Origin of the sequence: Nocardioides pinisoli (assembly GCF_024199985.1) — a bacterium.
In the GTDB taxonomy this organism is placed as follows: Bacteria; Actinomycetota; Actinomycetes; order Propionibacteriales; family Nocardioidaceae; genus Nocardioides; species Nocardioides pinisoli.
The window spans coordinates 285,411-305,731 of sequence record NZ_JANARS010000005.1; the positions used below are offsets into that span (position 1 = coordinate 285,411).

Genomic DNA, 20,321 nt, shown 5'->3' on the forward strand with positions numbered 1-20,321 from the left:
ACGTCGTACGACGTCAGGACAGCAGGCCGCGCACCACCCGCAGGCCGACGGACAGCCGGGCCAGCTCCGCGCTCTCCTCGCGGCAGATCTCCTCCAGCGTCGACGCCGAGCGGGCCACCAGGTCCTCGTCGGCGTCCTCCCAGGCGGCCACCCGGGCGGGCGCGGAGTCGGCGGCGTCGGTCGACTCGAGCACCTGGGCGGTCAGCTGCTGGTGGACGCCGTAGAGGTCGTCGCGCACGGCGGCCCGGGCCATCGTCTGCCAGCGGTCGTCGCGGGGCAGGGCGAAGATCCGTTCGACGAGGGCCGGCAGCCCCAGCCGCTCGCCGAGGGCGAAGTGGACCCGGGCCACCTCGACCGGGTCGAGGCCGAGCCGGTCGGCGGTCTCGACGATGCCGAGCAGGGCGTAGGCGGGCGCCAGCACCGCGACGCGCGAGGCCAGGTCGTCCGGGACGCCCTGGTCGGTGAGGCGCTTCTCGCGCGAGCGGTAGTCGTCGAGCTCGCGGCCGCTCATGATCCCCGGCAGCTCGGCCATGACCGCCTGCACGCGGCCGCGGAAGAACTCGACCGTGGCGCTCGAGTCGAGCGGGGGCCGCCGGTTGGTGACCAGCCAGCGCGACGCGCGCTCGACGAGCGTCCGCATCTCGATCCGCATGCGGGTCTGGCGCTCGGCCGGCACCTGGTTGTCGAGGGCGGCGATCTCCTGGCGCAGCGGCAGCGAGCCGAAGATCTCGCGGGCCACGAAGTTGGCCCGGGTCAGGTCGGCGGGGCTGGCCCCGGTCTCGCCCTGCAGGCGCGGCCAGAAGGTCATCCCGGCGCCGTTGACCAGGTCGTTGACCACCTGCGTCACGATGATCTCGCGCCGCAGCGGGTGGTCCTCGATGGCCGCCTCGAGGTCGGGCTTCATGCGGCTGGGGAAGTAGGCGAGCAGGTCCTCGCGCAGGTAGGGGTCGTCGGGCAGGTCGGACTCGACGAGCTCCTCGGCCAGCACGATCTTGGTCCACGCCAGCAGCACCGACAGCTCGGGCGCCGACAGCGCCTGCTTGCGGTCCAGGCGGCGTCGTACCTGCCGGGTGCTGGGCAGGCCCTCCAGCTCGCGGTTGAGCACGCCGCGCTTCTCCAGCGCGCGCATCCAGTCCTCGTGCACGTGCAGCAGCGACGGGGCGTGGGCCTGCGCGTTGGCGAGCGCGAGGTTCTGCTCGTAGTTGTCGCGCAGGACGAGCTGGCCGACCTCCTCGGTCATGTCCGCGAGGAGCTCGTTGCGCGCCGCCTCGGTCATCGCACCCGAGCGCACGACGCGGTCCAGGAGGATCTTGATGTTGACCTCGTGGTCGGAGGTGTCGACGCCGGCCGAGTTGTCGATGAAGTCGGTGTTGATCCGGCCACCGTCGCCGCGGGCGCCGAACCGGGCGTACTCCACCCGCCCGAGCTGCGTGAACCCGAGGTTGCCGCCCTCGCCGACGCACCTGACCCGCAGGTCCTCGCCGTTGACGCGGATCGCGTCGTTGGCCTTGTCGCCGGCGTCGGCGTTGGTCTCCTCCGCCGACTTCACGTAGGTGCCGATGCCGCCGTTCCAGAGCAGGTCGACCGGTGCGAGCAGGATCGCCTTCATCAGCTCGGCGGGGGTCATCGCCGTGGTGCCGGCGGGGATGCCGAGGACCTCGCGCGCCTGCGCCGAGATGGGGATGGACTTGGCCGAGCGCGGCCACACGCCGCCGCCCTCGGAAATCAGCGAGGTGTCGTAGTCCTTCCAGCTCGACCGCGGCAGGTCGAAGAGCCGGCGCCGCTCGGCGTAGGACGACGCGGCGTCGGGCGATGGGTCGATGAAGATGTCGCGGTGGTCGAAGGCCGCCACCAGCCGGGTGTGCTCGGAGCAAAGCAGGCCGTTGCCGAAGACGTCGCCGGACATGTCGCCGATGCCGACCGCCGTGAAGTCCTCGGCCTGGCAGTCGACGCCCATCTCGCGGAAGTGCCGCTGCACCGAGACCCACGCACCCTTGGCGGTGATGCCCATCGCCTTGTGGTCGTAGCCGACCGAGCCACCGGAGGCGAACGCGTCGCCGAGCCAGAAGCCGTAGTCCTTGGCCACGCCGTTGGCGATGTCGGAGAAGGTCGCGGTGCCCTTGTCGGCCGCCACGACGAGGTAGGAGTCGTCACCGTCGTGCCGGACGACCTCGCGCGCCGGCACCGTGACGCCGTCGACGAGGTTGTCGGTGATGTCGAGGAGGCCAGAGATGAAGGTCTTGTAGCAGGCCACTCCCTCGGCCAGCCACGCGTCGCGGTCCGACGGGTCGGGCAGCTGCTTGCAGAAGAACGCGCCCTTCGCGCCGACCGGCACGATCACGGTGTTCTTGACCATCTGCGCCTTGACCAGGCCCAGCACCTCGGTGCGGAAGTCGTCGCGCCGGTCCGACCAGCGCAGGCCGCCGCGGGCGACGGCGCCGAAGCGCAGGTGCGACCCCTCGACGCGCGGGCTGTAGACGAAGATCTCGAAGCGCGGGCGGGGCTCGGGCAGGTCGGGGATGGCCGACGGCTCGAGCTTGAACGAGATGTAGGGGTGCACCTGGCCGTCGGCCGAGCGCTGGAAGAAGTTGGTGCGCAGCGTCGCGCGGACCAGGGTGCGGTAGGAGCGCAGGATGCGGTCGTGGTCGAGGCTGACCACGTCGTCGAGCGCCTTGGCCAGTCGCTCCTCGACCGCCTCCACCTTGGCCACCCGCGCCTCGGCGTCGTGCTCCAGCGACCGGTCGCCCCGACCCGGGTCGAAGCGCGACTCGAACAGCTCGACGAGCAGCCGGGTGATGTCGACGTTGCTGCGCAGCGCGCCCTCGATGTAGTCGAGCGCGAAGGGCGAGTTGCCCTGCTTGAGGTACTTCGCGTAGGCCCGCAGCACCGTGGCCTGTCGCCACGTCAGGCCGGCGGCGAGGACGAGCTGGTTGAAGCCGTCGATCTCGTTGTAGCCGTCCCAGACCGCGCGGAGCGCCTCGGCGAACAGGGTCCGCTCCTGCGGCGAGAGCGTCCGGCCGTGGCGCAGGCCGAACTCGTAGATGTAGGAGGGGCGCGCGAGCCCGCTCAGCTCGTAGGGGCGCTCGTCGACGACCTCGACGCCCATCGAGGTGAGCATCGGCAGCATCGCGCTCAGCGACAGCGGCTCACCGACCCGGAACACCTTGAGGCGCGACTCGGCACGGCGGTAGGTGCCGCGCGGCTCGTCCTGGTCGAAGAGCGCGAGGTCGATGCCTTCGTCGCCCTCGATGGCCTCGATGCGACCGAGGTCGGCCGACCCGCGCTGGGGCTGGTAGTCCTCCTTGTAGGCCTCGGGGAACGCGTTGGCCCACGCCCGCGCGAGCCGCGACCCCTCGTCGACGCCGTACTCCCCCACGACGGCCGTCACGAAGTCGTCGCGCCACGACCGCGAGGCCTCCATCAGCCGGCGCTCGAGGTCGGCGACGTCGATCTCGGGGACGTGGCCGCCCTTGGGCGGGTGGACCACGAAGTGCACCCGGGCGGTCGTCGACTCGTTGACCCGGGCGGTGAACTCGACGTGCTCCCCGCCGAGCTGGTCGCGCAGGATGTCGGAGAACCGCTCGCGGACCGCGGTGCTGTAGCGGTCGCGCGGGAGGTAGACGAGGACCGACACGTAGCGGCCGTAGGTGTCGCGGCGCACGAAGGCCCGCAGCTGGCGGCGCTCGCGGGCGCTCATCACGTCCTGCGCGACGGGGGCCAGCTCGTCGGGCGAGGTGTGGAACAGCTCGTCGCGCGGGTAGTTCTCGAGCGTGTCCATCAGCGCCTTGCCGGCGTGGCTGCGCGGGTCGAAGCCCGCGTGGCGCATGACCTCGGTGACCTTCTCGCGCAGCACCGGGATGCGGGTCACCGACTCGGTGTAGGCGGCGCTGGAGAACAGGCCGAGGAAGCGGCGCTCCCCCACCACCTCACCGTCGGGGCCGAACGTCTTGACGCCGACGTAGTCGAGGTAGGCCGGGCGGTGCACCGTGGCGCGCGAGTTTGCCTTGGCGAGCACGAGCAGCTTCTTCTCGCGGGCCTTGGCCTTGACCAGCGGCGGCAGCTTGGCGAAGGACGCCGACAGGTCCTGGTCGTGGCGCAGGATGCCCAGGCCCGACCCCGGGACGGCGCGCAGCCCGCACTCGTCAGGGGCGCCCTCCTCGGCCTCGAGCAGGTACTCCCGGTAGCCGAGGAAGGTGAAGTGGTCGTCGGCGAGCCACGTCAGGAAGTCGCGCCCCTGGCGCAGCTCCTCGGCGGACAGCGGCGGCGGGTCCTGGTCGAGCTCGGCCACCACGGCGAGGGCCTGGGCGTGCATCTTCTCCCAGTCCTCGACCGACTCACGTACGTCGCGAAGCACCCGCTGGAGGCCCTCGGTGATCTCGGCCGCCTCGTCGTCGTCGGTGCGGTCGATCTCGACGTGCATCCACGACTCCGCACCCTCCTGGGTGGCGGGCCGGGTCTCGGACTCGATGGCGGCCCGGCCACCACCGGTCGGCTCCTGGGCGTGCACGTGCTGGAGCTCGCCGGTGATGTCGCGCTCGACGGTGAGCTGGGGGTGGAAGACCGCGTGGACGTTGTGCCCGAGCCGGTTGAGCTCCATCGTCACCGAGTCGACGAGGAACGGCATGTCGTCGGTGACCACCTCGACGACCGAACGGCCCGACGCCGACCAGCCGGAGTCGGCGATGGTGGGGGTCACGACGCGTACGGCGGCGGTGCCCTGCGGGCGCGAGGACGCGAGCTCGCGGTGCGAGGCCACCGCGCCCAGCAGGTCCTCCGGTGACCGCTCGGCCACCTCGTCGGGTGCGACGTGGCGGTAGTAGTCGCGCACCAGGTCGCCCCACTCCGGTCGGGCCGCCGCTGCTGCGTCGAGCTGCTGGTGCTTGGTCTCCTCAGGCGTCGCCACGCTCCGACCCTAGAACCCGGGTGTGACGGCCACAACACGGGGGTGCGGGCACCGTTGGGCCATGATGAGCGCCATGAAGAAGCTCACCAAGACGCTGACCTACGACGCCTCCACCGACGCCGTCGGGGCCATGCTCGACGACGCCGCGTTCCGCGAGGAGGTCCTGCGCCAGCAGCGCGTCGTACGCGGCTCGGCGGACGTGGACGGCGACGTGGTGCGCATCGAGCAGGTGCGCTCGGCCGGCGACGTCCCGTCGTTCGCGCGCTCCTTCGTGGGCGACGAGATCGTCATCGTCCAGACCGAGACGTGGACCTCGGCGACCACGGCCGACCTGGCGATCGCCATCCCCGGCAAGCCCGGCGAGGCGTCCGGCACGATCGGGCTCACCGAGGCGGGAGGCCGGACGACGCAGACGGTCGAGCTGGCCGTCAGCGTCCGGCTGCCCCTGGTCGGCGGCAAGGTCGAGTCGATGATCGTCGAGCTGCTGGGTCACGCGCTCGACGTCGAGCACCGCGTGGGCCAGGAGTGGCTCACCCGCTGACCCCGCCTCGCGACCTCGAGGCTCACGGAGCGGGGTCGGCCTTTGCCTCCGGCTGGGGCCCGTCGCCCGGGGGAACGGGGACGTCGGCGCCCGGCTCCCGGGCGGCCTCGCGCGACACCTCCGTGGCGTCCTCGCCGCGGCGCCGCCAGATGACCAGGCCCAGCACCACGAACGGTCCGAACGCCAGCAGCAGCGTCAGCGCCTGCTCGTAGGGATGGAGGGACCCCATGTGCCACAGGGCGCGGAGCGGGAGGACGGGGACGGGCACGCCCCCATCCTCCCCCATCTCGGCGGGACCGCGGTGGTCAGCCCTGGTGCGGGTAGCGGTGGTCGGTCGGAGGCACGAAGGTCTCCTTGATCGAGCGCGGCGAGGTCCAGCGCAGCAGGTTGACCGCCGCGCCGGCCTTGTCGTTGGTGCCCGAGGCGCGGCCGCCGCCGAAGGGCTGCTGGCCGACGACAGCGCCGGTCGGCTTGTCGTTGATGTAGAAGTTGCCGGCCGCGAAGCGCAGCGTCTTGCGCGCCCACGCGATCGCGGCGCGGTCCTGCGCGATGATCGCCCCGGTGAGGGCGTACGGCGCGAAGGACTCCATCTGCGCCACCACCGACTCGAAGTCGGCGTCGTCGTAGACGTGGACGGCCAGGATCGGGCCGAAGTACTCCTCGGAGAACATCTGGTCCGTCGGGTCGGTCGACTCCACGATCGTGGGCCGCACGAAGTAGCCGACCGAGTCGTCGGTCTGGCCGCCGGCGAGCAGGGTGAGGTGGTCGGTGCCCTCGACGCGGGCGATCGCCTTGCGGTGCTTGGCGAAGGCCCGGTCGTCGATCACGGCGCCCATGAAGTGCGACAGGTCGGTGACATCACCCATGCTCAGCGCCTCGGTGTCAGCGATGAGCTGGTCCTTGATCTTGGCCCACACCGAGCGCGGCACGTAGGCGCGCGAGGCCGCCGAGCACTTCTGGCCCTGGAACTCGAAGGAGCCGCGGATCATCGCCACGCGCAGCACGTCGGGGTCGGCCGAGGGGTGGGCGACGATGAAGTCCTTGCCACCGGTCTCGCCGACGATGCGCGGGTAGGCGCGGTAGCCGGTGATGTTCTCCCCCACCGTGCGCCACAGGTGCTGGAACGTCGGGGTCGAGCCGGTGAAGTGGATGCCGGCCAGGTCGCGGTGGGCCAGCGCGACCTTGGACACGTCGAGGCCGTCGCCGGGGAGCATGTTGATGACGCCGGGCGGCATGCCGGCCTCCTCGAGCAGCTCCATCGTCAGCGACGCGGCCAGCTGCTGGGTCGGCGACGGCTTCCACAGCACGGTGTTGCCCATCAGCGCAGGCGCGGTGGGCAGGTTGCCCGCGATCGCGGTGAAGTTGAACGGCGTGATCGCGTAGACGAAGCCCTCGAGCGGGCGGTGGTCGGTGCGGTTCCAGATGCCGGGGCTGTTGGCGATCGGCTGGTCGGTGAGGATCTGCTTGGCGTAGTGGACGTTGAACCGCCAGAAGTCGATCAGCTCGCACGCGGCGTCGATCTCGGCCTGGAAGGCCGTCTTGGACTGGCCCAGCATGGTCGCTGCGTTGAGGCGCTGGCGCCACGGGCCGGCCAGCAGGTCGGCGGCCTTGAGGATGATCGCGCACTTCTCGTCGAAGGGCATCGCCTGCCAGCCCGGCGCAGCCGCCGCCGCGGCGGCGATGGCGTCCTCGGTGTCCTTGGTGGTCGCGCCCCGCAACGTGCCCAGCACGTGCTGGTGGTCGTGGGGCTGGACGACCTGGGTCTCGGCGCCGCCACCCTCGCGGTGCTCACCGCCGATGACGGCGTGGAAGGTGCGCTGCTCGCCCTCGAGGCGGGCCAGCTCGGTGACCAGTGCCTCGCGCTCCGGGGCGCCGGGCGCGTAGGTCAGGTTGGGCTCGTTGGTGGGAGCCGGCGGGAAGGTGATGGCGTCCATGCGGGTGATCGTGTCAGACCCGCAGGCGCGCCTCAAAGTGCCGGATCCTGGGCGACGAGGTCGCCCACCTCCTGGGTGGCCCACCAGGCGAGGTCGTCGTCGGCGTCGGCGTCGTCCTCGGTGTCGACGTGCACCGCGACGACGTCGCGCCAGCGGACCGGCGCGTCGGCGGTGGAGGTCTCGGCGACCACGACGACCCGCCGCCGCGCACCGTCGGGGAGCGCCGCCACCAGCTCGGCCGAGGCGTCCGCGGCGCTCATCAGGGCGGCGTACTCGCTCTCCTCGCCGTCGTCGGCGGCCAGGACCGCGTCGACGACCCGCGGACCGTCGGCGGCCCAGTCCTCGGCCAGTCGCGGCAACGTCGAGGGCAGGTAGCGTCGCGTCACTTCTCCTCCTTCCCGGCGGCCTTCTTGCCGGCGGCCTCCTTGCGTCCGCGCGGGGCGCGCGGCCGGGTCTCGGACGCCGAGTCCTTGAGCTCCTCCAGCGCATCGAGGACGCACTGGCCCAGGACGTCCGCGTCCGGTACGGCGTCGCGGTCGGCCGTGATGCCGTAGAACACACGGCCGTCGTAGGACGTCACGCCGATCGCCAGCGGGTGGTCGGGGAGCAGCGGGTGGACGGGGTAGGACTCGAGCATCCGGGCGCCGTCGGCGTAGAGCGGGAACTGCGGGCCCGGCACGTTGGTGATCGAGACGTGGAAGCCGCGGCGAAGCTCCGCCGTGGCGAGGCGCGCCCCCAGCGCGTGGAACGTCGTCGGCGCGAAGCCGGCGATCCCCGAGAGCCGGCGGGCCGAGACGTTGCGGCCGTTGTCGCGGTGCGCCCGCAGGTCATAGCTGACCTGGTGGAGCCGGACGACAGGACTGGGCTCGCCGATCGGCAGGTTCACGAGGTGGCCGGTGATCTGCGTGCCGAGCGACGTCGGCTCCAGCTCGTCGTCGATGACCGACATCGGCACGATGGCCTTGATGGTCTTCAGCCCGCCCAGCGACTCGGCGCGAGCCATCAGCCAGCCGCGGAAGCCGCCGGCGAGGGTGGCCAGGATGACGTCGTTGACCGTGCCGCCGTGCACCTCCCGGATCACCCGGTAGTCGGAGAGGTCGGTGCGCACGGTCACGAACCGGCGCTGCTGCGAGAGGCGGCGGTGGACCGGCGTGGAGTGGACGGGGCCGCGGCCGGCGAGGGCGTTGGCCACCTCGGCCACGCGGGCCCCCGAGGCAGAGGCCGCGCGAGCGAGCGACTCGGCGTTGGACCGCGTGGTCATCCAGAGCGTGCGGGGGCTCTCCAGGTTGTCGGTCACCGCGTGGAGCGCGGCCGTGACCGGGCCGGCCGGACGGCTCGGATGCCAGTCGTCGTCGTGCCCGAGGGTCGAGCTGTCCGGGGACGTGTCGAGGAGCACCTGGCCGATGTCGACGGTCTCGCGGCCGTCGACGAGGATCTGGTGGCTCTTGGTCAGCAGCGCCACGCGCCCGTGCTCGAGGCCCTCGACGAAGTAGCACTCCCAGAGCGGGCGGGTGCGGTCGAGCGGGCGCGACGCGATGCGCGCGACGAGCTCGCGGAGCTGGTCGATCGAGCCCGGTCGCGGCAGCGCCGAGCGGCGTACGTGGTAGCCGAGGTCGAAGCCCTCGTCGTCCACCCACGACGGGTTGGCCAGCCGCCCCGGCACCGACTGCAGGCGCTGGCGGTAGCGCGGCACGAACGCGATCCGGTCGGCGATCAGCTGGACCAGCCGGTCGTGGTCGAAGCCGGACTCCCCCGGGTCGAAGATCTCCACCGTGGCGTTGTGCATGGGCGTCGTGGGGGACTCGGCGGCCAGGATGGCCAGGTCCCGCGGCCGTAGCCGGTCGCTCATGCAGCTGCCCTCTCGTCGATGATCTTGTCCCGCATGGGATTCTGGCAGAGGCAGTGATGCGGCGGGTGCCGCGGTCGCTGCCTGCCCGTGCAGCTGTCGAAGGAGATCTCCTGTGTCCGGTCGCGTCCTCACGCGCCTCGCCCCTGTCGTGCTCGTCCTGGCCGCCTCGCTGACGGCGTGCGGTGGAGACGGCGACGCCGACCAGACGTCCACCTCGTCCGACACCGCGTCCGACACCCCGTCCGACACCTCCGCCGACACGCCGTCCGACACCCCAACCGAGTCCAGCGACGCCGCCGACACCGTCGCGGTGACCGTCACCCGTGAGGGCGGCTCGTTCACGCCCAACGGCGAGCGGGTGGAGCTCGGGGTCGACCAGGCCCTGGTCCTCACCATCGAGGCCGACGAGGCCGGCGAGCTCCACGTGCACAGCACCCCCGAGCGGGAGATCGCCTACGAGGCGGGGACGTCCGAGCACAAGATCGTCATCGACCGGCCGGGTGTCGTCGAGGTGGAGAGCCACGACCCCGACGTGATCCTGCTGCAGCTCGAAGTCCGGTGATCCTCGGTCCCGCCACCGTCGGCGGCTCGATCTCGGCCCACGGCCTCGGCGGCGCGAAGGACCTGCCGATCCCGTCCGAGCTCGCGATCGCCGGCGCCGTCGCCGCGCTGGTCGTCTCCTTCACGGTGCTGGCGGTGGCCTGGCGCGAGCCTCGCTACGACGCAGCCACCAGCGGCCGCCCGGCGCCGGCCTGGCTCGACCGCCTGGTGTCCTCCCGCGCCCTGGCCGTCTCGGCGCGCGTGCTCGGCATGGTCTTCTTCCTCTACGTCGCCGCAGCGGCGGTGTTCGGCGAGGACACCCTGATCAACCCGTTCCTCGGCACGGTCTACGTGCTGCTGTGGGTCGGCCTCGTCCCCGCGTCGCTGCTGCTCGGGCCCGTCTTCCGGGCGATCAGCCCCGCGCGCACCATCAGCATGCTGTTCGCCAGGATCTCCGGCGTGCCCGAGGGCCAGGGCCTCTACACCTACCCCGCCCGGCTGGGCTACTGGCCGGCCGCGATCGGGCTGTTCGCCTTCGTCTGGCTCGAGCTCGTCTATCCCTCCTCAACCGACGTCGGCCCGGTGCGGCTCTGGTTCGCGGCCTACCTCGGCATCATGCTCATCGGCTCGGCAATGTGGGGTACGACGTTCCTCGCCCGCGCCGACCCGTTCGAGGTCTACTCCTCGCTCGTCGCGAAGCTGTCGGTCTGGGGTCGCCGCGACGGTGCGCTCGTCCTGCGCAGCCCGCTCGCCAACCTCGACACCGTCGTCCCCCGGCCGGGACTGGTGGCGGTGGTCGGCGTGCTCTTCGGCAGCACCGCCTTCGACTCCTTCCGGGAGTCGACGCCCTGGCTCAAGCTCGTGCAGTCGATGTCGACCTCACGCGTGTGGCCCGACACCCTCGCGCTCATCGCGTTCTCGGCCGGCGTGGCGCTGGTGCTGGCGGTGGCCACCATGGCGACGGGCGTCGCCAGCGACACCCCGCGGCGGGAGCTGCCCAACCAGTTCGCGCACTCGGTGGTGCCGATCATCGTGGGCTACATCGTGGCCCACTACCTGACCTACTTCGTCGAGTACGGCCAGCAGACCGTCATCCAGCTCAGCGATCCGTTCAGCCGGGGCGACGACTTCCTCGGCACGGCCGACCTGCAGGTCAACTACTGGCTCTCGACTCACCCGACGTTCCTCGCCGTGAGCAAGGTCGCCGCCGTCACGCTCGGGCACGTGGTGGGCGTGGTGGCCGCCCACGACCGCGCGGTCAAGCTTCTGCCCCGCCGCCACCAGCTCACCGGTCAGCTGCCGCTGCTGGTCGCGATGGTCGGCTTCACCGTGGGTGGCCTCTACCTGCTGTTCGCGGCCTGAGCCGCGCCGGCCTCAGCCCTGGGGCGGGATCGCGCCGTAGGGCCAGCCGGCCGGCAGCACGTCGGTGACCTCGACGGACTCGCACGAGCCGCGGTAGTCGATCACGTCGGCGGGGTCTCGCCAGCCGACGAAGACCACGCGGTCGGCGTTGCCGACGTCGCCCAGCGTCGGGTCGTCGCAGTGGATCTTGTCCTGCTGGCCGTCGGGGAGGACGTAGATCGTGTCGTTGCCCTGCTCGGTGAAGACCTTGTCGGCGCCGGGGCCGAGGAAGACCGTGTCGTCACCCTCGTCGCCCTTGATCTTGACGTCGTTGCCCTCGCCGTCGATCAGCACGTCGTTGCCGGGACCGCCCTGGATCGCGCCGTCGTCGCCGGGGCCGGCGTCGATCCAGTCGTCGCCGTTGTTGCCGATGTGCTTGTCCGAGCCGTCACCGCCGAAGAGCTTGTCGGCACCCTCGCCGCCGCCGACGAGGTCGTTGCCGCCCTCGCCGTGCACGAGGTCGTCGCCGTCGCCGGCGGTGAGCTTGTCGTTGCCCTCGCCGCCGTAGATCACGTCGTCGCCCTGGCCCCCGTCGACCGAGTCGTTGCCGAGCCCGCCCGAGCCCCAGTCGTTGCCGGGCTGGAGGGTGATCCAGTCGTCACCGTCGTCACCGCTCACGGTGTCGTGCCCGTTGCCGGCGTAGACCTTGTCGTTGCCGCCGCGGGCGGTGACCTCGTCCTGGCCGCCGATCGCCATGATCTTGTCGGCGCGGTTCTTGCCCTTGATGGTGTCGTCGCCGGTCGTGCCCTGGAAGAGCTTGGCCGACGCGGGAGCGGCCGTCAGGACGACAGCCAGGCTGGCGACAGTGGCCAGGCGAAAGGGACGTGGCATGGGAGGGCCTCCTCGAGAGATCAGCCCTCAAAGTACGTCAAATCTTTACGGTTTTCTGAATTTTGACCTCTTGACTTGCCTGACTTCACGCGTGGCGCGGCGGTCTCCGCCCGCGCCCCGGGCCGTCCGGTCGCGCCGCAGTCGGGCCCGGACCGACACCTGGCCGCCGCCGTCGGCGTGGTCCGGGAACACCGCGTCCACCAACGAGGCCAGGGCGTCGACCAGCGGAGAGTCGCCGAGGTCGGTGACCGGACGCCCGCTCACCAGCGCCCGGTCGAGGCCGGACCGGTCCTCGGGCAGGAAGTGCAGGCCGGCGACCCGGCTGAAGCCCTCGACCATCCCGGCGATCTCCTTCTCCGACCACCCGATCGAGGGCCGCATCCGGTTGACCACGACGCGCACGGGCGTGCCGGCGGCGCGCTCGCGCAGGTCGACCAGCCCCCGGGCGAGCCGCGTCAGGCCCACCGGGTCCGCCGCTCCCACGACCACGACCTCGTCGGCCTGCTCCACGGCGGCCAGCGTCAGCGCGTTGCGCCCGGGCCGGCCGCCGACGTCGGAGCCGGTGTCGTCCTCGATGCTGAAGCCCGTGTCGACGACGACCTGGCCGTGACGACGGGAGCGCTCGAGCAGCTGGTCGACCTGCGCCGCCCGGACCTCGCGCCACCGGTCGGGGCGGGGCAGCCCGGTGACCACGGCCAGGCGGTCGCCCGCGCCCCGGCACACCGAGGGGAACCGGTCGTCCAGCTGTCCGGCGGACGCCAGGCGCGAGGCCGACAGCAGCCCGGACACCTCGTCGAGGATGCCGAGCTGCTGCGCGACGGCGCCGCCGTAGGGGTCGAGGTCGGCCAGGACCACCGCCACGTCGCGACGGGCGAGCTCCCACGCCAGGTTGGTCGCGACCGTCGTGCGGCCCGGGGCGCCGGCCGGTCCCCAGACGACCACGAGCCGGCCCACCTCCGCCGCGGGATCCACGGCCGGAGCGTCGTCGCCCCCCGGCACGTCGCTCCGCACGCGGGTGTCGGCGACGTCCTCGACGGACGTGACGACCCGGGGAAGGGAGGCCAGCTCACCTCGGCCGACGAGCGCGGTGATGCCGAGACGTGCGGCGTGCTCGCGCGCGTCGAGGTCCTCCGGCAGCGCCGAGGTGACCGCGACGGGTCGCACGGCATGACGTCGCAGGTGGGCGACGCTGGCCGGGTCGAGGCCGGGGGCGTCGAGGGAGACCACCGCGACGTCGGCCTGCCCGGTGGCGACCGCAGCGAGCAGGTCGTCGACGTCGACGCACCGCTTGAGCACGACCACCCCGGGGTGGGCCTCCAGGTCGGCCATCGCGGGCGACTCCCACGCCTCGCCCGCGGCCAGGAGCAGCACGCAGATCACGGCCGTCAACCCCGACCGACGACCCGGACCCGGTCGTCACCGACGGCCGCCAGGACCTCCCCGAGCGACTCCTCGTCGGTCTCCGGGACGGCGAGGACGAGCTGCCTGCTGGTCGCCGACGCGAAGGCGTCGGACACGACGGGCGCGTCGAGGACGACGACGTCGCCGAGCACCATCTCGGCGGGCGGGCGCCCGCGTCGCGGGGCGACGGTGCGGTCGGCCACGACCCACACGTCGACCCGCGATCCCCGGACCAGGTCGGTCGGGACGTGCTCGGTCGCCACCGCGAGCGAGAGCGACACAGTGTCGTCGGCCGCGTCCTCCCCCAGCGCCGCGGCGGGCACCAGCTCTCCCGCCGACAGCGGCCGGGTGAGGGTGAGCGCGGCCGGGAGCTCGTCGTCGACGCCGAGGTAGCGGGCGTGGTCGGCGGCCTCGTCGAAGCGCACCCGGGCGGGCACGAGGTCGGCGGCGGTGAGCGTCTGCCCCGCGACGAGGTCCGACGACGCGGCCCAGACCGGGGTCAGGTCGTCGGCGCCGGAGAGGATGCGCGCACCTGCCACGACCGACCCGGTCACCAGGACCAGGCCGACCCAGAGCCGGGGGTCGCGCCACCCGGGCGCCGTGGCGCGGGTCGCGGCCGGCACGTCGGTGCCGCGGGCGGGCGCGTGCGGCGGGGCGTGCGGCGAGGAGCCGCGTGCGGGGATCCGGGAGCTGGTCCGAGAGGTGGTCCGAGGCACGACGACATCATTGCCGCACGAGCCGGACTTCACACCTGTCTCTCCACAGGGACGGCCGGGCGACGACGGGAGCCGAGCGCGCGGTGGCACGATGGCCCCATGGCCGACGACCCCCGCTTCCTGACGCTCGCCGACGTCGCGGAGGTGCTCAACACCTCTGGCGCGCAGGTCTACGCGCTCGTCCGCCGCGGCGAGCTGCCGGCGATCAAGATCGGTGGCCGCGGCCAGTGGCGCGTGGAGCGGGTGCAGCTCGAGGAGTTCATCCAGCGGATGTACGCCGAGACGAGGACGTTCGTCGACCAGCACCCGTTCGTGGACGCCGAGGCCGAGTCGTCCGACAGCTAGGTCGTGGGGTGACTATCCGACCTTGCCGTCGAGCTCGACCTTCACGACCCGCTCCTCGCCGCCCCGGAGGACCGACATCTCGACGGTCTCGCCCGGCAGGTGGGTGCGGATGGCCACGATCAGGGCGATGCCGTCGCTCACCGGCTGGTCGTCGACGGCCGTGATGACGTCGTCCTTCTCCAGCCCGGCCCGCTCGGCCGGGGTGTCGGGCATGACCTCGGTGATCGTCGCACCCTCGGCGTCGACCTCGCCGCCGGTGCGCACCTGCGCTCCGATGACGGGGTACTCCGCCCGGCCCGTGCGCAGGATCTGGTCGACCGTCGTGCGGACCTGCTCGATCGGGATCGCGAAGCCGACGCCGATGTTGCCCGCCTCGCCCGACGCGCCACCGTTGGTGGCGATCGCGGAGTTGACCCCGACGACCTCGCCGGCGAGGTTGACCAGCGGGCCGCCCGAGTTGCCCGGGTTGATGGCGGCGTCGGTCTGGACCGCGTTGATGTAGGACGAGTCGTCCTCCGACTGGCCCGACGTGGTCACCGGCCGGTTGAGGGCGCTGACGATGCCCGAGGTGACGGTCTGGCTCAGCCCGAGCGGCGCACCGAAGGCGATCACGGGGTCACCGACGCGGAGGACCTGGGAGGAGCCCAGGGCGGCCGGCTCGAGCTCGCCGCCGCCCTCGACGGACAGCACCGCGAGGTCGTAGACCGAGCTGCGGCCGACGACCGAGGCCTCGAGCCGCTCCCCCGTGTGGTCGATGACGACGATGGGGCCGTCGTCCTCGGCCGCGGACGCGACCACGTGGTCGTTGGTCACGACGTGCCCCTCGCGGTCCAGCACGAAGCCGGAGCCGGTGGCGCCACCGGCCTGGCCGTCGAGCTCGGCCACGATCTGGACGGTGCTGGGCAGCAGCGCCTGCGCCACCGCGGCGACCGAACCGTTGTCGACCTCCAGCGGAGCGGCGGTCTGGGTGCGGACGCCGCTCAGGCCGTTGTCGTTGGTCCCCGGACGGGCGGCGAGCTCGTCCTGGATCGCGCCACCGGCGAGCCCGCCGAGCACTCCGACGACGAGCGCGAGGCAGGCGACGGCCGGCCAGACCCACAGCGGGACCCGGCGGAAGGCGCGCGAGGGTCCGGCGTAGGGCGGGCGCGGGTGCGGCCCCGGACCGAAGTAGACCTGCTGACCGGGCTGCTGACCGGGCTGCTGATCGGGCCGCTGACCGGAGTAGGGCGCGTAGGGCCCCTGGGTCGGGTAGGGCACGGTCGGGGCCCCGGCCTCGTGAGCGCCCGGCCGCGGCTGCTGCTGGGGTGGCTCACCGTAGGGCGTCCGGTGCGGCGGCGGGCCGTCGAGCATCCCGGACCCGCCCGGAGCAACGTCGTCCCGGGCGGCTGCGTCGGGGGCCGTGTCGGGGGCATCGGCGGAAGCGGCGTCAGGCGCGCCGTAGGCCCGGCCCTCGGGCTGGACGGCCGACGGGGCGTGTTCGGCATCAGGGGACGACTCGGGCGCCGGCCCAGGGGCCGACTCCGGAGCAGCCGGTCCGGTCGGCCGCCAGCCGGCCAGCGGCTGCGTGGGCTCCTCGGGTCGCTCGCCGGGAGCGGGCTGGTCGGTGACCTGCTCGTCCGGGGTCTGCTCGTCGGGCCTGTGCTCGTCGCTCACGGAGCAATCTTCTCCCGGATCGCAACAAGGCGCTCGGCCAGGGGCGTCCGGGAGGGTGCGGCGGGGGTGCGGGCGGCGCGGTCGTCGGTGACGACCGGGCTCGAGGAGCCGGTCGGCCGGCTCAGGTCGGTGACAGGTGGGCGGGGGTCGACGCGGGGGGTGCCGGCCACGCCGAGGGCGAGCACGCCGACGACGCACGCGCTCGCCGCGCCACCGCCGATGGCGACGAGGCCGCGGCGGGAGCGGTGTCGTGAGGTCGGGAACTGCGGTGCGACCAGGCCGCGGCCCGAGCCGGACTGCATCGCCGAGCAGCGACCGAGCAGCTCGGACTTGAAGTCGCGGGAGGGCTGGCCGGGGCCGTAGGACAGCTGGGCGAGCTGGGTCTTGACCCATCCCTCCTGCTCGACGAGGTCGCGGCAGGAGTGGCAGGTGTGGACGTGGTTCCAGCAGCGCTCCTCCTCCTCCGGCGCGAGGCGACCGTCGAGGAGGGCGCTGACCCGGGATCCGAGGTGGCTCATCACGACACCTGTCCGCGGGAGCGCGGGGCGCGGGGGCCCGAGTAGCGCGAGCGTCCGGCTGCCGGCTCGCGGTGGGCGAGGGCCTTGCGGAGCATCGTGCGACCCCGGTGGATGCGCGAGCGCACGGTGCCGAGCTTGGCGTCCATGATCTCGGCGATCTCCTCGTAGCTGAGGCCCTCCACGTCGCACAGCACCACGGCCGCGCGGAAGTCGGGCGGCAGGGTCGCCAGTGCCGTCTCGATGTCGTCGTCGAAGGTCCGGTCGGCCAGCGCGAGCTCCGGGGCCGGGGCCGGGCTGGTCAGCCTGGCGGCGCGCTCGTCGGACAGCGTGTCGAAGCGGATCCGCTGCTTGCGGCGCGCGCCGTCGAGGAAGAGGTTGGTGGTGATGCGGTGCAGCCACCCCTCGAAGGTGCCGGGGGTGTAGCCGTCCAGGGACCGGAAGACGCGGACGAAGACCTCCTGGGTGAGGTCCTCGGCGTCGTGCCGGTTGCCGGTCAGGCGGTAGGCCAGCCGGAACACCCGGTCAGAGTGCTGCTCGACGACCTCGTCCCACGTGGGCACGTCGACGGCTTCCGGCGTGGCGTCGACCTGTTCACCCACGGGCGCTCCCTGGCTTGGCTTCCTCGACCGCAGCTGCAACGGTTCGATGTCCTTCCTGACGCTAGGCATCCCGCCTGAGAGTTCCCTGTGAACACCATGCGGACCGGCCAAGAACTCCTGGCCGGGTCAATCGCCTCCAACGAGCGAGCCGGGCCGTGTGTTCCCGGCCACGTCGCGCGGCTGCTGCGTGAGTGCCGAGCGGGGGTCCCGCCCCCCGGCGCCCGGCGATAGAGTCGCCGCGTGCCGAACAACACTGCGCCGATCAAGCCGGCGAGCTGGTCCTACGCCGAGAACTTCGTGGCCGAGGACGAGCTCCTGGCCGCCGCCCGCAGCCGCGCCGAGGAGGTGGGAGTCGCCCCGGTCGGCCCTGGCGTCGGTGCTGCGCTTCGCTTCCTCGCCTCCGTGCTCGACGCGCGCGCGGTCGTCGAGGTCGGCACCGGCACCGGTGTCTCCGGCCTGTGGCTGCTCCGCGGCATGCGGGCCGACGGCGTGCTGACGACCGTCGACATCGAGGCCGAGCACCAGCGCCTGGCGAAGGAGACCTTCACCGAGGCCGGGATCCCCGGCAACCGGGCGCGCACCATCGCCGGCGCCGGGCTCGACGTGCTGCCCCGCCTCACCGACGGCCACTACGACCTGGTGTTCTGCGACGGCGACAAGCGCGAGTACGCCGCCTACCTCAAGGAAGCGCTGCGGCTGCTGCGCCCGGGCGGGATCGTGGCGTTCGACAACGCGTTGTGGCACGACCGGGTGGCCGACCCCGCGCAGCGCGACGAGGAGACCGTGACCATCCGTGACCTCGGCCGGACCATCCTCGAGCACGAGGCGCTGGTGCCCGTGCTGCTGCCTGTCGGCGACGGCCTGCTGGCCGCGAAGAAGGAGTGGGCCCCCGAGGCCTGACCCAGGTCAGCCGGTGCCGCTCAGCGGCTCGAGGCGCGGGGCGGCGGCGAAGCCGTCCCAGCCCTCGGCGACGGCGACGATGTCGCACGCCTCCACGAGGATCGGCGGGCTGCCGATGATCTGCGAGCCGGGCGCCTCCGCTGCGGTCTCGGTGAAGGCGCGCTGGAACTCCTCGCGTGCCTCGCTGGTGGCGAAGACGTAGCAGCCCTCGAACCACTCGCCGCGGACCTGCCGCCAGGTCTTGAAGCGCAGCCCGGCCATCCCGGTGAAGCGGGCGTGGGAGGTCTCGGCGACGTAGGCGGCCAACCGGTCCTCCACCCCCTCGGGCGCGTCGGCGAGCGACCAGCGGACGGTGAGCCCGAGCATCAGGCGATCCCGGCCAGCGGGTCGTCGGAGCCCAGCCAGGTCAGGAGCAGTCGCGGACCCCAGCCGCTGGGCCCGGCCGTCCACTCGTGGCGGTCGGCGGGCGACTCCGCGGCCGAGGCGAAGTCGATGTGGGCCCACGGCACGTCGCCGGCGAAGTGCTGCAGGAAGAGGGCGGCCGTGATCGCGCCGGCACCTCCGGCGGCGTTGTCGCCGTCGGCGATGGCGGAGGCCACCTTGTCCTCGTAGTCGGCGACCAGCGGCATCCGCCAGACGTTCTCGCCGGATGCGGTCGCCGCGTCCCGGACGTGGTCGGCGAGGCCCTCGTGGTTGGCGAAGTAGCCGCCGGTCCACTGGCCGAGCGACACCTTCATCGCACCGGTCAGCGTCGCGATGTCGACGAGCGCGGCCGGGGCGAGCTCGCTGACGGCGTACGCCATCGCGTCGGCGAGGACGAGCCGTCCCTCGGCATCGGTGTTGTTGACCTCGGAGGTGCGGCCGCCGAAGTGGGTGATGACGTCACCGGGACGCATCGCGGAGCCGCTGACGGCGTTCTCCGCGGCCGGCACCAGTCCGACCACGCGGACGGGGCAGTCGACGTCGCGGAGCGCAGCCATCGTCGCGATGACCGCGCCGCCACCGCTCATGTCGCGCTTCATCGTCAGCATGCCCTCGCTGGGCTTGATGTCGAGGCCGCCGGTGTCGAAGGTGATGCCCTTGCCGACGATCACCACGGTGGGCATGCGCTTGGTGGCGCCGCGGGGGGTGTAGTCCATGCGGATGAGCCGCGGCTCGTGGACCGAGCCGCCGCCGACGGCGCGGATGCCGCCGAAGCCCTCGGCCTCCAGCCGGGCGTCGTCCCAGATCTCGACGTCGAGCCCGGCTGCCTCGCCGACCTCGACCGCCTGCTGGGCCAGCCAGGCCGGCGTCTTGAGGTTGGCCGGGACCGTGGCCAGCGTGCGCGAGCGCCAGCCGGCCCCGCCCAGCGCGATCGCGCGGGCCAGCTCGTCGTCGGCACCGTCGTCGTCGACACCCGCGAGAACGATCCGGGCGACCGGGCGCTCCTTGGGGCCGGTGGAGCGCCAGTGGAAGGCGAACGAGCCCAGCATCGCTCCCACGACGAAGGCACCGAGGGCCTCGACGGGTGCGATCGCCGGCACCGACGTGGCGAGGCTGGCGCGGTCCTTGGTCGCACGGGCCAGCGCTGCGCCGGCGCGACGGAAGTCGGTCGGGGTGGCGTCACCGACGCCGACGAGGAGCACCAGCCCCGGTCCGTCGGCCGCGCCGTCGGAGGTGGCCTCGGAGGTGGTCTCGGATGCGGTCTCCGAGGTCGTCCGGCCACCCACCGGGACGGACGTGAGCTCACCGGTGCGGCCGGTGGCCCGCGACGCCTCGAGCGCGGCGAGGAGGTCGACGCCGAGCGCGTCTCCGGCCTCGTCGGCACCGGGGCCGAGCAGCGGACCGTCGTCACCCGGCAGGACCGGGAACGCCCAGACCTCCGCGCCGCCGATCTGGTGGGGCAACGCGGGGCTCAGGGCGAACCCGGGCGGAGAGACCTGGGGCGGCAGCGGGGAGGTGGGCACGATCAGCCGACGACGCCCTTGAGCGCATCACCGAGAGCCGTGGCCTCATCGGCGTTGAGCTCGACCACCAGCCGTCCACCGCCCTCGAGCGGGACCCGCATGACGATGCCGCGCCCTTCCTTCGTGACCTCGAGCGGTCCGTCGCCCGTGCGGGGCTTCATGGCGGCCATCGGCGCACCCTCTTCCTGTTCAGCCATCACTGGATGTGGCTCTTCACATGCGAAACGAGGCGGCTGAGTCGTGC

The 20,321-nt window shown here is 72.8% G+C and carries 19 protein-coding genes; 5 read left to right on the top strand and 14 right to left on the bottom strand.

All coding sequences use genetic code 11. The annotated features are described in order from the left end of the window. Nucleotides 1–13: 13 nt before the first annotated feature. Nucleotides 14–4,903 carry an NAD-glutamate dehydrogenase gene (locus NCI01_RS13200; RefSeq protein ID WP_254181946.1) on the bottom strand — a complete coding sequence of 1,630 codons (4,890 nt, stop codon included), beginning with the start codon at nucleotides 4,901–4,903 and terminating at the stop codon, nucleotides 14–16. Between the two features lie 73 nt (nucleotides 4,904–4,976). On the opposite strand from NCI01_RS13200, the gene NCI01_RS13205 reads away from it, so the two are divergent. Continuing rightward, nucleotides 4,977–5,444, top strand: a complete 468-nt coding sequence (locus NCI01_RS13205; RefSeq protein ID WP_254181947.1) for a DUF2505 domain-containing protein — start codon at nucleotides 4,977–4,979, stop codon at nucleotides 5,442–5,444. Between the two features lie 22 nt (nucleotides 5,445–5,466). Here NCI01_RS13205 and NCI01_RS13210 read toward each other — a convergent pair whose 3' ends face one another. From NCI01_RS13210 to NCI01_RS13225, 4 genes are read right to left on the bottom strand one after another with little or no spacing between them, the layout of a single operon-like run. Then, nucleotides 5,467–5,712: a hypothetical protein gene (locus tag NCI01_RS13210; RefSeq protein WP_254181948.1), complete on the bottom strand. Its 246-nt coding sequence runs from the start codon at nucleotides 5,710–5,712 to the stop codon at nucleotides 5,467–5,469. A 37-nt stretch (nucleotides 5,713–5,749) separates the two neighbouring features. After that, nucleotides 5,750–7,378 carry an L-glutamate gamma-semialdehyde dehydrogenase gene (pruA, locus tag NCI01_RS13215; protein ID WP_254181949.1) on the bottom strand — a complete coding sequence of 543 codons (1,629 nt, stop codon included), beginning with the start codon at nucleotides 7,376–7,378 and terminating at the stop codon, nucleotides 5,750–5,752. Nucleotides 7,379–7,410: 32 nt separating this feature from the next. Continuing rightward, a complete protein-coding gene (locus NCI01_RS13220; RefSeq protein WP_254181950.1) occupies nucleotides 7,411–7,764 on the bottom strand; it encodes a DUF6912 family protein in 354 nt (117 codons plus the stop codon). Next, the gene (locus tag NCI01_RS13225; RefSeq protein WP_254181951.1) at nucleotides 7,761–9,227 is read right to left on the bottom strand and encodes a WS/DGAT/MGAT family O-acyltransferase; all 1,467 of its coding nucleotides are present in this window, start codon (nucleotides 9,225–9,227) and stop codon (nucleotides 7,761–7,763) included. The genes NCI01_RS13220 and NCI01_RS13225 overlap by 4 nt, the downstream gene beginning before the upstream one ends. A gap of 112 nt (nucleotides 9,228–9,339) precedes the next feature. Here NCI01_RS13225 and NCI01_RS13230 point away from each other — a divergent pair, with 112 nt between their 5' ends. Together NCI01_RS13230 and NCI01_RS13235 are read left to right on the top strand one after the other, a co-directional pair. Continuing rightward, nucleotides 9,340–9,789, top strand: coding sequence for a hypothetical protein (locus tag NCI01_RS13230; RefSeq protein WP_254181952.1), 450 nt, complete (start codon nucleotides 9,340–9,342; stop codon nucleotides 9,787–9,789). Further along, the gene (locus tag NCI01_RS13235; protein ID WP_254181953.1) at nucleotides 9,786–11,129 is read left to right on the top strand and encodes a hypothetical protein; all 1,344 of its coding nucleotides are present in this window, start codon (nucleotides 9,786–9,788) and stop codon (nucleotides 11,127–11,129) included. Before NCI01_RS13230 ends, NCI01_RS13235 begins: the two co-directional genes overlap by 4 nt. Before the next feature lie 12 nt (nucleotides 11,130–11,141). On the opposite strand, the gene NCI01_RS13240 is transcribed toward NCI01_RS13235, so the two are convergent. From NCI01_RS13240 to NCI01_RS13250, 3 genes are read right to left on the bottom strand one after another with little or no spacing between them, the layout of a single operon-like run. Further along, nucleotides 11,142–11,999 carry a calcium-binding protein gene (locus tag NCI01_RS13240; protein ID WP_254181954.1) on the bottom strand — a complete coding sequence of 286 codons (858 nt, stop codon included), beginning with the start codon at nucleotides 11,997–11,999 and terminating at the stop codon, nucleotides 11,142–11,144. Between the two features lie 45 nt (nucleotides 12,000–12,044). Next, nucleotides 12,045–13,379, bottom strand: coding sequence for a CpaE/TadZ family protein (locus NCI01_RS13245; protein WP_254181955.1), 1,335 nt, complete (start codon nucleotides 13,377–13,379; stop codon nucleotides 12,045–12,047). Between the two features lie 5 nt (nucleotides 13,380–13,384). Beyond that, the gene (locus NCI01_RS13250) at nucleotides 13,385–14,116 is read right to left on the bottom strand and encodes a CpaB family protein (protein ID WP_254181956.1); all 732 of its coding nucleotides are present in this window, start codon (nucleotides 14,114–14,116) and stop codon (nucleotides 13,385–13,387) included. A gap of 99 nt (nucleotides 14,117–14,215) precedes the next feature. On the opposite strand from NCI01_RS13250, the gene NCI01_RS13255 reads away from it, so the two are divergent. Next, nucleotides 14,216–14,461 carry a helix-turn-helix domain-containing protein gene (locus NCI01_RS13255; RefSeq protein ID WP_254181957.1) on the top strand — a complete coding sequence of 82 codons (246 nt, stop codon included), beginning with the start codon at nucleotides 14,216–14,218 and terminating at the stop codon, nucleotides 14,459–14,461. A gap of 12 nt (nucleotides 14,462–14,473) precedes the next feature. Here NCI01_RS13255 and NCI01_RS13260 read toward each other — a convergent pair whose 3' ends face one another. Genes NCI01_RS13260 through sigE form a run of 3 tightly spaced genes read right to left on the bottom strand, consistent with a single transcriptional unit; the run spans nucleotide 14,474 to nucleotide 17,231 of the window. Further along, nucleotides 14,474–16,114 (bottom strand): trypsin-like peptidase domain-containing protein, encoded by a 1,641-nt coding sequence (locus NCI01_RS13260; RefSeq protein WP_254181958.1) that lies wholly within the window; start codon nucleotides 16,112–16,114, stop codon nucleotides 14,474–14,476. Further along, the gene (locus tag NCI01_RS13265; protein ID WP_254181959.1) at nucleotides 16,111–16,632 is read right to left on the bottom strand and encodes an anti-sigma factor family protein; all 522 of its coding nucleotides are present in this window, start codon (nucleotides 16,630–16,632) and stop codon (nucleotides 16,111–16,113) included. Before NCI01_RS13265 ends, NCI01_RS13260 begins: the two co-directional genes overlap by 4 nt. Beyond that, on the bottom strand, nucleotides 16,632–17,231 hold the full coding sequence (sigE, locus tag NCI01_RS13270) for an RNA polymerase sigma factor SigE (RefSeq protein WP_254181960.1): 600 nt from the start codon (nucleotides 17,229–17,231) through the stop codon (nucleotides 16,632–16,634). Before sigE ends, NCI01_RS13265 begins: the two co-directional genes overlap by 1 nt. Nucleotides 17,232–17,471: 240 nt before the next feature. Between sigE and NCI01_RS13275 the strand changes: the two genes are divergently transcribed. Beyond that, nucleotides 17,472–18,131, top strand: coding sequence for an O-methyltransferase (locus NCI01_RS13275; protein WP_254181961.1), 660 nt, complete (start codon nucleotides 17,472–17,474; stop codon nucleotides 18,129–18,131). A gap of 6 nt (nucleotides 18,132–18,137) precedes the next feature. Here the strand turns inward: NCI01_RS13275 and NCI01_RS13280 are convergent, their stop codons facing one another. From NCI01_RS13280 to NCI01_RS13290, 3 genes are read right to left on the bottom strand one after another with little or no spacing between them, the layout of a single operon-like run. After that, nucleotides 18,138–18,497 carry a hypothetical protein gene (locus tag NCI01_RS13280; RefSeq protein ID WP_254181962.1) on the bottom strand — a complete coding sequence of 120 codons (360 nt, stop codon included), beginning with the start codon at nucleotides 18,495–18,497 and terminating at the stop codon, nucleotides 18,138–18,140. After that, complete coding sequence (locus tag NCI01_RS13285) at nucleotides 18,497–20,077, bottom strand: leucyl aminopeptidase family protein (protein ID WP_254181963.1); 1,581 nt, start codon at nucleotides 20,075–20,077, stop codon at nucleotides 18,497–18,499. The genes NCI01_RS13280 and NCI01_RS13285 overlap by 1 nt, the downstream gene beginning before the upstream one ends. Nucleotides 20,078–20,079: 2 nt before the next feature. Continuing rightward, nucleotides 20,080–20,247, bottom strand: coding sequence for a DUF3117 domain-containing protein (locus tag NCI01_RS13290; protein ID WP_082602897.1), 168 nt, complete (start codon nucleotides 20,245–20,247; stop codon nucleotides 20,080–20,082). Between the last annotated feature and the right edge of the window lie 74 nt (nucleotides 20,248–20,321).